The sequence below is a fragment of the Myxacorys sp. genome (assembly GCF_059501405.1).
On sequence record NZ_JCACCM010000144.1, the window covers coordinates 73,833 to 86,529 of the forward strand.

The window sequence follows — 12,697 nt, forward strand, 5'->3', positions numbered from 1 at the left end:
AATTCCACACTGGAGTTGCCTTTTTTTAGTTGAAGGTTACTTTGCTTGCGATCAAGATCGATATGAATGTGAAGCGGAGCGGATGGTTCAAGACTATAGAAGTATTTGCGATCGCTTCAAGCCCCAAAAGATCGCTTTAAAACTCGTCTTTTAAGCACCTTCTGAAGCATTAACGAATCATCCGTGTTTTGAGTGCTTACATCGAATAGGTTTACAAACACAAGGCAATCTGTGAGCCGTTTTGAGTTTTCGTGACTTCGATGCGAGCTTGGAAGGCTTCGCGGAAGTAAGGCATGTGAGTAATGGTGAGAATACAGGCGAATTCAGGCGCGATCGCATTAATAGCCGCAATCAAGCGATCGCAGCCGTCTTGGTCTTGATTGCCAAACCCTTCATCGACAATCAGCATTTGCAGCGCTGTACCCGATCTCTGCGACAATAACCGCGCCAACGCTAGCCGCACCGCAAAATTAACTCGAAACGCTTCACCACCCGAATAGGTTTCATAGGGCCGAGTTCCGTGAGCATCGGCAATCAGAATATCGAGTGTCTCCATTGCCTTTGTAATTTTAGACTTGGCATTTCGGGCACGCTGAGTCACAAACTGGACATGTAACTGATTGGCACTAAGGCGAGACAAAATTTGATTGGTGGCAGCTTCGAGCTGCGGCAAAACGTTCTCAATCATCAACGCCTGAATCCCGTTTTTGCCGAATGCTTGCGCGAGTTCTCCATAAACGCGGCTCTGCTGACGAGCAGTTTGCAGTTGAGCAACTAACGTTTCATACTCCTGACTCAGCGCCTCTTGCTGCTGTTGCTGCTGCTGAACTCGCCCGAGTTGAACAATCTGTTGGTCAAGCTGAAGTCGCTGTTGTTGAATTTGCTGTTCCAACGTTTGAATGTGGGGTGTCAGATCGGGGGTTTGCTCCAGAAGGTGAACCAATTCTTGACACTGATGGATGATTGTCGTCAGATCGGTTTTGCGGACATGCAGCGTTTGAGCGAGTTCTTGAAGTCGTTGCTGCACTTGAGGATAGTGCTGTTGGGCTTGGCACAGTTCTTGATAGCGAAGCTGCCACGATTGAGCGTTACGCAATGCCGTGCGAATCGCATTGTGTTGGTTGAGGTTGTAGCCAATTTCCGCAAGCTGTCGATCGCGATCAGCCAGCGCGATCGCGAGATGATGGTTTAGCGCCTCGATCTGCTGTTCGAGGATGGAGATTTGCGATCGCAGTTCCGGCTGCCGCTTGGCAATCTGTTCCTGGCGTTTTCGAGCTTGCTTAATCTCAACAAATTTGATTTCTGCCCATCGCCAGCGATCAACTGCTCCACGAGCTAAAGCATGGTCGCGCTCATCGTAGCTGATCTGGTGCAGGCTTTGATCGAGCAATTCTAGCTCTTGCTGTAACTCCTGCTCAAACGCTCTAGACTTTAAGGTTGAGTCAACTTGAATTGCTTCTGCATTCAGTTGTTCTAATTTTTTTTGGGCTTCTACTGTGGTTTGCAATTGCTCTTGCAATTGTCCGCGCCGTTCTAAATTTTGCCCATACTGTTTAAGTTTTTGATCAATCTCCAGGTACTCTTGCCGCAACACTTGGATTTCTCGTTCAGAAACGGTGAGTTGTTCGCGAACGACCCACAATTGCGCCAACACCTCCTGTTTCTCCTCGTGATGCTTTTGTTGAACTAGCTGCCAGTGATGCTCATCCAAAGGACGACTGCACAAGGGGCAGGGCGGAAAGTTTTGAGATTGAACGAAGGATGACGGCTTAGATTTCGTGACTGTTGCGGCCTGGGTTAACGTCGAAGTTAGCTCAGAGCGCAACTCCAGCAATTCGCTCTCACCCGCCTCACCAGATCGAGAGACAACAGGTTCAACAATGACATTTTCTGCTTGCAACAGTCGAATCTTATGGTCAATTTCGGCAATCTGAGTTTCGTAGCCCCGTTGTTGCGCTTGAAGTCGTTCCATGAATGCACGTCGCTCAAGTCCTTTATCGCGGACTTGATCTTGATACGCCTGCAATTTTTCTAACGCTTCAATGCGAGTGGCAACTTCCACAGCCGCCCGTTGCAGGTTGGGTTGACGCTGCTGCTGAGCCTGCAATTGCTGGAGAGAGGTTCGGAGTTCTTCTAACCGCGTTGCCAGCCGGGTTGAGGCGCGATCGAGGGTTGCCTGCAATTGCTGTCGCCGTTGTATCAGTGGCATGGCTTGCAGTTGACGTTGATCGAGCGTTTGCAGTTGCGCTCTTGCCTGCTGTAGCTGCTCTACTCCGGCGGCAATATCTGCTTCTTTGGTCAGCGTACGTTCAATGTCTTGGAGTTGCTCCTCAAGGGCGGCATCTTGGGTTTGAAGCTGCTGAAGCTGGCTGTGCAACGTATTTAATTTTTCGGTTTGCTGCTGCTGGTAGTGTTGTCGTTGAGATTGAGCAATTTGATGGGCTTGCGATTTGGCAGCGAGAGTTTCTTCTTGGGCTTGTAGGGTTTGCCAATGTTCATAACCCGCTACGATCGCGCCTTCTTGACCTAACAGCATTCCTAAACTCTGCCGTTGCTGCTCGGCTTGAGCAAGCTCTTTTTGCAACCGTTGGCAATCTTGCGTCAGGTGGCGTTGCTGTTGCTGTTGCCACGTCAATTGCTGTTGATAGTGCTGTCGCTGATGCTGACGCGCTTGGAGGTGCTGGAGGTGTTCTGCTCTCGCGGCTTGTTCTGCTTGGAGGTGCTGGAGCGCAAGTTCTAGCTGGGTGCGTTCTTGCGCGATCGCGTCTCGCTGTTGCAACTGATCTTCAACGCGAGTCAAATTTCGCTCTAGCAGTTCGACTTGTCCTTTGAACTGGCGCGACTGATCTTTTGCTTGTTCAGCAAGGTCGTCGTACTGCTGCAACTTGAGTAGGTCTGCCAAAATCTGCTTGCGCTCGGCAGGGCGCTTAAGCATGAATTCATCAGCGCGCCCTTGACGAAGATAGGCTGAGTTGACGAAGGTGTCGTAGTCCAGCTTGAGATGATCAAAAATGAGTTGCTGTGTCGCTCGAACCGTTTTCGCGGTGAGGGAGCGGAAGTGTGTACCCGTGGAATCTTGAGACTGAAATTCTAGAGAAACGCCTTGGGAGCGGTGACGCGATCGCAAAATGCGATAGGTTTGCTGATGAATGCTAAAAATGAACTCGACCTTTGCTTCTTTTGCCCCAACATGAATAACATCGTCTTCTGAAGTTGCCCGGCTCTCGCCCCAAATTGCCCAAGAAATTGCCTCTAGCAGAGACGATTTGCCTGCTCCATTCGCACCGCAAACGCACGCTGTGTGCAGCCCTCGAAAATCGAGCGTTGCGTCGAGATAACTCAGGAAATTTCTCAGCGTGAGGGACTGCGGAATCATAAGAGAGATGCGAGATGGAGTGTAGGGTGGGGGATGTGGAGAATCCAGTCACCCTTGACCAAAGCCCCAGTGCCGATGTCCTTAGAGGACGAGACTCAGTACAGATGCACGAAAGTACACCAGCACTCTTATTTATTGAGTGTAATCGCTAAAAGGGTTGATTTGTAAGAGATTTTGGATTTGCCTTTCAATATTAGATTGACTGAAATAGTATTTTTAATTGTGCTTGGTCTTTTGCTACTTGCTTCTACTACTTTGTCAAGACGCGCAGCAGGAATGAATTCAGTCTAGCTTCTTGCTTGTTGGCGTTAGCGTTGCCGCAAGCGTCTCTTCTCCTTTATCCCTCATCCCTTCAATTTAGGAAGATCCAAGTTTTCATTTCTTTAAAATAATAAGGAACTCCTGTCTCTTCCCCAGAGTCAATAGATCTAATCGCCACCAGACTGACTTAAGGATCTATATGCTGAACCTGAAAAAACTTCAAACCAGTACTGCTCTTGCGTTGACCGTCGGCATGTCTTCTACTGCTGTCGCACCGATCGCGCTGATGGGTTCTGCTACCGCCACGCCCGCACCCATGACGCTGGCACAACTCTTCCCACCCTCTCCAAGCTCAACCCCACCTGTTTACTCTGGAAGAACCACCATTCCTGCCGGGACAACGCTGCCGATGAGCTATGACCAGGAGAAAATTTTGGTTGCTCCAAATGAAACGCTGAAGGCAACCTTGACGCTGCCGGTGAACGTTCGCGGCAATGACCGCGATCGCACGATCTTGATTCCCTCAGGCAGCAAAGTAGAAGGAGAATTCCGACCGACTGGGGGCGGAACGCAATTTTTCGCTAGAACCTTGATTTTCCCGAATGGAACTCGTCAAGAAATTGATGCGATTTCTAATGTCGAAACTCGCCGAGAAACGATCCGCCGAGGAGTGAGCACCGATTCTCTTTTAAAAGGGGCAGCACTTGGTTCTGGTGCCGCTGCCATCATTTCAGGCATCACTGGCAACAAGAGGATCACGCTGGGTAAAGTCTTGATCGGAACGGGTGCAGGTGCATTAGGTGGTCTGCTCCTTGGACGCAACCGAAATGAGGTGGTTGTCGTCAATCCACAGGATTTGCGTGTGCGCCTCAACTCGTCGTTAACATTGAACCCTTACAGATCGTGATGTCTAAAGCCTTGTGCTGGAGGCGGGGGAGTAGTTAATAAAACTTGACTGACTATTGATGAACGGAGGGTAGACAAATGCTTGATCTACCCTCCGTTCTGCATACTTGTCTTCACACCGTGAGAAGCTCACCCTAGAACAGTGGCACGTTAAATACCAGCCCTGCCCCAAAAACAAACCCATTAAAATCAATATTACGCTCAGAGGAATTGCCAAAGCTAAATCCTGTAAACACATTGACTTGGCTGCTCCGATTGAGCGTATAGCTCAGACGCCCCACAAGCTGGTTAAATACATCATTTCGCGACTGCTGAGTGAAGTGTGACCACGCAACTTGATAGTCGATCGCGGTTTGAAGCTTCGGGGTAATGTCGTAGCTCAAAGATGTTGTCAGCGAATTGATCAGGCGGCTGCGATCGTTAGGGTCAGAAAAATTTAGGCGAAACTGATAATACGTATTTAGCGTCAGCTTTCGAGCAATTTGATCTTGGCGGTTCAACTCGATGCGGAGGGCATTTTCACCTAAGAAGCGATCGCCGCTAAAGATCGTTTGCAATCCTTCTTTTGCTGTAAAGAGTTGTTGATTACTCCAGCCGATTTCCCCCGACATGCGAGGGGTCAGTTGATGAAAAATGCCCGCTCGAAACCGGAGTTCGTCATAGTTGAGAAAGCCTTGGCTATTAGCGCGAGTAGCACGAGTCGATCCAAGAGTCGTGTAGCGAATCAAGTTTGCATCGATCGATGTAACCAAAAATGTCTTAGGTCCCAGTCGGGGAGCATAAAACAGCGTCACCCCTGAGCGGATTAGCCCATCATCGGTGGGATCGATGCCCGAGAAAACATTGGTGGTACGAAAATAATCGATTCGTGACAGCAAGAAAACAGAGGCTTGCTTGGTAGGAGATGGCAGTTCTGGAAGTTGTGGAACGGTGTCTTCTTGCAACCTTAATATTCCTAATTCTGGATCGGCGGCTCCATCAATTGACTGAGCATTAAGATCAGGGGGCGCAAGGGTTCCCAGTTCATCTGGCTGTGCCGTCTCCGGTGCGACTCGCAACGTTCCTAGCTCGTCGTCCATCCCTGGCTCAACTCGCAACGTTCCTAGCTCGCTGTTTTGTGCGGTCTCTGGTGCGACTTGCAACGTTCCCAGTTCATTTTGCGATCGCTCGGTCTCCGGTGCGACTCGCAAGATTCCTAATTCTGGATCGAGAGCTTGCGCCGCTTGCAGGGCGTTTGCACCGTCAGAATTGGTTTGCTTCAATCGCGCCTGGCTCGCTTGAAACGAGCAGCGCGATCGACTCAAGGATTGCCAACACGGTGAAGGCTGAAGCGGATTCTGTAGTGGCTGATTCAGAATTCCTTGCGAAACGATTCTAGTCTGACTAAATGAACTGGGAATTTGGCTCTGTACCTCCTCACTCTGTGTCTTCTCAACCAGCTCTTTAGCCCCTCCTACGCGATTGGCCTCAGAGTTGAACAACTCCAGCTTTTTGAAAGTTGGGCTTTGCGCTATGTCCTTCGGAGCTTGCGCCTTTGGCGCTAGGCGCACTTCAAGCGTGCCTAGCTTCTCTGCACGATTTTGCGGAATTTGCTGAGACAGCGGCATCGGCGCAGACCAAACAGGGGTTGAAACTCCTAAGCTGACCCAAAATACAAATTGTCCTAAGCTATGAAAGCTAAACTGGTTCACTTGCTGTTGTCTCCGCCCCTGAGAGACACTTTGCGAGAGCCATAGAAACGGGAGGAGCTTATTACGAGAAATTTGATCACAGCCTGTCATGGAGCACTCTTGCTTTACTTCAGCAAGGAATAACGAACGATTTCCGGAACATTTCTATAACTCTTGCATATACCAGTGATACAGAGTACGTTCACCTAATTCTTTATGAAGAGTTCTTAAAGCTATATAGTGAGGCACCCAAGGCTCTAGAATCAGATGTAAAGTATCCGTAAAGATGCAGTTCTGTATTCTCACCCAAATAGGTTACTCGCTATAGGCCGAGTTCCTGTAAAGTTTAATCGGCAAACCTGCGTTGAATGAGTCCACTTTCGGTTTGCTTTGTCCTCTCTCTGTCATAGGAGCGTCTATGTCCTCCAAACTGTTCCTAACCGTCACGGCTGCCTTTTATGGAATGAGTGCCGCATTATTTTCGCTGCCAGTTCGTGCTGAGACAACGCTCAAATCTGCTGAAATCCGTGAGGTCATTCGTCAAGTACGCTTGCAGCCTAGAAACCAGGGGTTGCGGAATGCCTCAGTGAGAGACAAGATGCTTCCCGAAGATGCCCTTTGGACATCTAAGCGATCGCGGGCAGGACTACGCTTTAATGATGGATCTTACGCTAGAGTTGGCGAACTTGCGCTATTTAGATTTACGCCAGGAACGCGAAACTTCCGCCTTAACAATGGCACCGTACTGTTATTAATTAAGCCGGGTCAAGGCAGTACCCGAATTGATACGCCCAATGCATCGGCGGGCGTCAGGGGATCAGCCCTGTTTGTGCGCTATGACGAGAAAACCAAAACCACCTTAGTTGGAGCGCTCACCAACAATCCTGCTGGGCCGATGGAGATCACGGCGGCTAATGGAGAGAAGCAGGCGTTGGAAGCTGGACAGATGGCAATTGTCGATCAGACTGGATTTATTCGGCGCTACAGATTTGATATTCCAACGTTTTACGAAACCAGTGATATGGTGCGCGGTCTAGATTTACCGCTTAAAGAAAGAATTAGTCCTGATCCTGCGATCGCGGCAGTTCAGCGAGAGACCGCAGATGCCTTACGGCAACAAAAGCCGCTTGACCCGATCGCCACGATCGAGAATCCTAGCAATACGAAACTATCGCCTAGTTCAACACCCCTGTTTAATAATGGCAATTTGAGTACCGTTGCAAACACGAACGTGCCGCAGATTCCGGGTGCAACGGTTGGAAAAACTCCACCCAGCGAACCGGCTCAACCGACGGATAAAACACCACCTACTACACCGGCAAGCCCACAGCCCACTCAAACCCCGGCTCAGGAAGCTAAGCCGGGCTCTTCTGCATCACCACCTACATTAATTCAGCCTAACCCAGGTGATCCAACCCCGCAGCCGATAGTCAGCCCTTCACCATCTCCTCAACCTCCTGTTGTAAATCCGTCTCCTCAACCTCCTGTCGTAAATCCGTCTCCTCAACCTCCTGTCGTAAACCCAAGCCCTAACCCAGTTCAAACTCCTCCGCGTCAGCAACTAGAATCTACTGGAGGACAAGCAGCCACAAAAGATCCTAGTGCAGCTAACCCTGGTGCAGGAGGTAATGCTAACCCTGGCGCAGGAGGAGGTAATGCTAATCCTGGTAATGCTAACCCTGGTGCAGGAGGTAATGCTAATCCTGGTAATGCTAACCCTGGTGCAGGAGGTAATGCTCCGAATCCGGTTACTCCCCCTTCTGCCCCTGTGACATCTCCTCCTAATCCGCAACCTGTGACATCTCCTCCTAATCCGCGTCAGCAACTAGAATCTACTGGAGGACAAGCAGCCACAAAAGATCCTAGTGCAGCTAACCCTGGTGCAGGAGGTAATGCTCCGAATCCGGTTACCCCTCCTTCTAATCCGGTTACCCCTCCTTCTAATCCGGTTACCCCTCCTTCTACCCCTGTGACATCTCCTCCTAATCCGCAACCTGTGACATCTCCAAATCTAGCCCCGACTCAAGCTTTGCCCAGCCAACCTGTAGAGGCACCTAGTTCACAAATTCCGGTCGTTCCTATTGCAGTTGAAACCCTGCCTGCTGTGAAAGTGAATGTAGATGTAAATCCTCCGGCTCCTAATTTGCAGCCAGCTCAAACAAACCCTTAATCGAGAAACCCCGGATTAGGATAAGAGTAACGACAGAAATGCCTCTCCTACCAAAACGATAGGAGAGGCATTTAGGCGTTTACTAATGAAGCGGTTTGATTCCAGATTACCGAGGTCTACTCGACACAGACTGGCTGCCCTGCTCTGCATACATCGCTCGCAGCACCATAGCAGGGTCAACCCATTGACCTGTATATTTCAAGCCCCAATGCAAATGAGGTCCGGTAGTACGACCAGTCATACCGACTCGACCAATTCGTGCACCAGCCGCGATCGCTTGGTTTTCCCAAATCTGAAGACCGCCTGCGCGATCGCTGATATAGCGCCTGCCCCCACTATCTCGTTCGATGCGCCCCTGCATGTGGCAGTAGATATGCATCCAATCGCCAGACTGAACCACAACCGAGGTTCCACAGGCACTATTGTCAGAGATCTCGATGACCTTACCCGCCCACCAACTGCGGATATAACTACCTTGGGGGGCTGCCATATCTAAACCCCGGTGAAACTCCCGATTGTAAGACCCATCAGGAGACCGACGATACCCAAATGCAGAGGTATACCCCTGAAAATTTTCCACCGGAAACGAAGCACCTTGCCACGCTAGACGCTGCGATCCGGTTTCTAGAGCGGCAACGATATTTTGACTCGATCCTAGAGCAACTGAGCTTAAACAGCTAACTCCTGCAAGCAACATTAGGCGTTTCACTACAGCGCCAAATCGGATCAGAGACGGTTTAACTGGCTTCATCTTACTTCCCATCGTTAAGGATATTCGGGTAGAACTACTGGACTGCCGTAGAAGTGAGTCTAAGTGGTATAGCAGGATACAAAGACCGGCTTCTGTAGCAACTTAACCATCGCCTAATTTAATCACAAACTTTTTCTAAAACCCCCGTGATTTCCTGCGTTTCCAATATCACTAATTCCGTTGTTTTGCGGATGCTTTGTAAAATCTTTATTAAATGAATCGCTTATTTCGTCAAATTGAACCGCACGGGAACCACAGATAGAATACGTGATTGCACGATTTTTATTTGGAGTAGTAGGCTTCAATTTTGAGAAAAATATTGGTCAAGCAAAAATTCATTCAAATGGCTAATGTTGCCTTCCCAAATAGCGAATTCCGTCGGTACTAATCTCGAAATAATAGAGAAGTACTTCGAGCCCTTACGCGATTCCACGGAGTGCCAAAAGCAAATCGGATCTTTCAATCAGTTTCATCATTTGGGTTAGCGCTAGCTCTAGAAGCATCAGCTTCGCGGAGTTTAAGAGGCTGCCGATAATTGTCATGAGGTTTTAACATTGCTCGATTAATTGTTTGCACTAGAACAGTGTAGATGCTATCTTTAGGTCAGAAAGTACGAGTTAGTACATTCTAGATCCAAACATAGGGTTCACTTATGATTACTCTACGAAAAGCGATCGCGCGGGGACACGCAGATCACGGCTGGTTGAACACTTACCACACCTTTTCGTTTGCCAATTACTACGACCCGAATCACATGGGATTTCGGAGCCTGCGTGTGATCAACGAAGACCGCGTCACACCAAGCAAAGGATTTCCGACGCACGCTCACCGCGATATGGAGATCATTACTTACGTCTTGGAGGGCGCGTTAGAGCATCGCGATAGCATGGGCAACAGTTCCATCATTCGCCCTGGCGAAGTGCAGCGTATGACCGCTGGAACGGGAGTGACCCACAGCGAGTACAATCACTCCAAATCTGAAAATGTTCACCTGCTGCAAATTTGGCTGCTGCCATCTCAACGCGATTTAGAGCCTGGGTACGAGCAGAAAGAGTATAGCCAAGCGGAAAAGAGCGGCAAACTACGGCTGATTGCATCTCAGGACGGACGAGATGGCTCGGTCACAATTCACCAGGATGTCAATCTTTACAGCACTATTTTGCAAAATGGTGAACAGGTCAATCATGCGCTTGATCATCGTCATGCGTGGGTTCAGGTAGTACGCGGTTCGGTTTCGCTGAATGGTCATCTGCTAAATCAAGGCGATGGAGCGGCGTTGGATGACGAAGAAACGCTAGAACTTGTGGGTCAAGAAGACACAGAGGTTTTAGTGTTTGACTTGGCATAACGCAGTTGCGGCAGAGAATATATATTCTCTGCTGCTCCCTACCTACTTAAGAGAGTTTTATTACTGGCGTATCAAAATCACGATTGTTATTACTACTACCAGGGGAAATTATGGCATTAGGCAGAATGATCGAAGGGAAGTGGACGACCGAGTGGAACGAACGGGATCAAGGGGGCGCATTTAACCGCACTCCAACCGTGTTTCGGGATTGGGTAACAACCGACGGCTCTAGCGAATTTAAGCCAGAGGCAGGACGATATCATCTTTATGTGTCGTTGGCGTGCCCGTGGGCGCATCGCACGCTGATTATGCGATCGCTAAAAGGCTTAACTGAGGCGATTGGCATGTCGGTTGTCGATCCAATTCTCAGCGACAAGGGCTGGATGTTTTCTGACGAGGCGGGCGCAGTTCCCGATTCGGTCAATCACGCCCAATGTTTGCAAGAAATTTATCTCAAAGCCGATCCAAAATACACGGGGCGCATTACAGTTCCAGTATTGTGGGACAAGCAAAAACAAACGATCGTCAATAACGAATCTCGTGAAATTATTCGGATGTTTGACGTAGAGTTTGCAGAATTAGCAACGAAAAAAATAGATTTTTATCCACGTGAACTTCAACAGAAAATAGATGAGACGATAGACGCAATTTATACTCCAATTAACAATGGTGTTTATCGCTCGGGATTTGCTACATCTCAGAAAGCCTATGAAAAAGCAGTGACAGAACTATTTGACCATCTAGATCGATGGGAAACCGTTCTCGATAAACAGCGTTATTTGTGTGGCGACCAAATGACCGAGGCAGATATCTGTATGTTCACAACCCTCTACCGATTTGACTCGGTGTATCACGGTCACTTCAAATGCAATTTACGACGGCTTGTTGATTACCCGAATCTCTGGAACTATCTGAAAGATCTGTATCAGCATCCAGACATCAAAGTGACGTGCAACTTAGACCACATTAAGCGCCACTATTACATCAGCCAGACCCAAGTAAACCCAAATCAGATTGTGCCGAAAGGGCCAATCATTGATTTTGAAGAGCAGCACAACCGCGATCGCTTCACGCTGCAATCTCGCGCGGCTTAGTTTCTCGGACTATCGGTTCTGTGATTCTGACATCTCCGCAGCGCTCACATCAAATGTCTCTTTAGCTTGATTGCTAATGGCAAACTCTTGATTTCTTCCCTTGATGAATAGTCCACCGGAATTGCCATAGCGGTAGCAATTCCATTTTCATTGAGAAAGTATTCCGGTTTGCCCAGCATTTGATGAAAAAAGCTTAGTAGCTAACAGAACGATCGAATTTCAATCTGCCCAACCAATATCTAAATCAGTCTGCTGTGGGCTGCCCGGAAATACTGGATGAGAGAGCGCTGCCGTTTGTCGCCGACGAAGAACGTCCTCCTGAGGACTTAAAGCCGATTGGGATGACCTAGATTGCGATGTTGCTAGTTTCTCTGATTTTGGTTCTGGCTTTTGCGCTTCCTTAAGCGCTTTGTTTTCGTCGATCAACTTTTGATTGGCTTCTGCGAGGCGCACTGCTGCTTTTTGTGCCTCCTCTAGCTCGGTCTGAACTGCGCTAGACTTCTCTAGACTTTTTTGGAGTTTCTCAGTTTTTGTTTGCTCAGCTAGTTGCGCTTCCTTAAGTGCTTTGTTTTCGTCAATCAACTTTTGATTAGCTTCTGCGAGGCGCACTGCTGCTTTTTGTGCCTCCTCTAGCTCGGTCTGAACTGCGCTAGACTTCTCTAGACTTTTTTGTAGTTTCTCAGTTGTCTTTGTTTGCGCATCTAACTGGGTTTGCAACTGTTCGATCGCACTCTGCAGCGTTTTTTCTGTTGTCTGAGCTTTTTCTAAAGAACCCTTTAATTCGGCAATTTTTGATTCGAGTTTTGAAACATCTTCTGCTGAAACGTCTTTTGTTGAGGTTTCTTTTTGGGGTGAAGCATCTTTTATGGCAGGCGTTTCTGGGGTTGGAGCACCTTCTTTTTCTGGAACGACTTCTGCCTCAATCACTTGATCTTCAGGTGCTTGAGCTTTAGGAGCTTTCTCTTTGGGCGCTTGCTCCTTAGGCGCTTGCTTGGAGAGATTTGCCAACGGTTTTTGCTGCCGACGCGCTACCATGTGTGTTTCCTCAGATCGCTCTATCTCTAAACCCTACACCCTAGAGCCAGCTTTATTTCATCTCATTTAGCATTTTTTGCAAGAAG

8 protein-coding genes are annotated in these 12,697 nt (G+C 48.6%); 4 read left to right on the forward strand and 4 right to left on the reverse strand.

From position 1 onward, the window contains the following. Nucleotides 1-211: 211 nt before the first annotated feature. The gene (locus AC5I6P_RS19545) at nt 212-3,376 is read right to left on the reverse strand and encodes an AAA family ATPase (RefSeq protein WP_495695454.1); all 3,165 of its coding nucleotides are present in this window, start codon (nt 3,374-3,376) and stop codon (nt 212-214) included. A gap of 460 nt (nt 3,377-3,836) precedes the next feature. On the opposite strand from AC5I6P_RS19545, the gene AC5I6P_RS19550 reads away from it, so the two are divergent. Next, nucleotides 3,837-4,544, forward strand: coding sequence for a hypothetical protein (locus AC5I6P_RS19550; protein WP_495695455.1), 708 nt, complete (start codon nt 3,837-3,839; stop codon nt 4,542-4,544). A gap of 133 nt (nt 4,545-4,677) precedes the next feature. On the opposite strand, the gene AC5I6P_RS19555 is transcribed toward AC5I6P_RS19550, so the two are convergent. After that, the gene (locus AC5I6P_RS19555) at nt 4,678-6,324 is read right to left on the reverse strand and encodes a hypothetical protein (protein ID WP_495695456.1); all 1,647 of its coding nucleotides are present in this window, start codon (nt 6,322-6,324) and stop codon (nt 4,678-4,680) included. Between the two features lie 307 nt (nt 6,325-6,631). On the opposite strand from AC5I6P_RS19555, the gene AC5I6P_RS19560 reads away from it, so the two are divergent. Beyond that, the gene (locus tag AC5I6P_RS19560; RefSeq protein WP_495695457.1) at nt 6,632-8,383 is read left to right on the forward strand and encodes a FecR domain-containing protein; all 1,752 of its coding nucleotides are present in this window, start codon (nt 6,632-6,634) and stop codon (nt 8,381-8,383) included. A gap of 106 nt (nt 8,384-8,489) precedes the next feature. Here AC5I6P_RS19560 and AC5I6P_RS19565 read toward each other — a convergent pair whose 3' ends face one another. Then, a complete protein-coding gene (locus AC5I6P_RS19565) occupies nt 8,490-9,134 on the reverse strand; it encodes a M23 family metallopeptidase (RefSeq protein WP_495695458.1) in 645 nt (214 codons plus the stop codon). Nucleotides 9,135-9,786: 652 nt separating this feature from the next. On the opposite strand from AC5I6P_RS19565, the gene AC5I6P_RS19570 reads away from it, so the two are divergent. Both AC5I6P_RS19570 and AC5I6P_RS19575 read left to right on the forward strand, forming a co-directional pair. Then, nucleotides 9,787-10,482, forward strand: coding sequence for a pirin family protein (locus tag AC5I6P_RS19570; protein ID WP_495695459.1), 696 nt, complete (start codon nt 9,787-9,789; stop codon nt 10,480-10,482). Between the two features lie 110 nt (nt 10,483-10,592). Continuing rightward, a complete protein-coding gene (locus AC5I6P_RS19575) occupies nt 10,593-11,576 on the forward strand; it encodes a glutathione S-transferase family protein (protein WP_495695460.1) in 984 nt (327 codons plus the stop codon). Nucleotides 11,577-11,795: 219 nt separating this feature from the next. On the opposite strand, the gene AC5I6P_RS19580 is transcribed toward AC5I6P_RS19575, so the two are convergent. Further along, nucleotides 11,796-12,611: a hypothetical protein gene (locus AC5I6P_RS19580; protein WP_495695461.1), complete on the reverse strand. Its 816-nt coding sequence runs from the start codon at nt 12,609-12,611 to the stop codon at nt 11,796-11,798. Nucleotides 12,612-12,697: the final 86 nt, after the last annotated feature.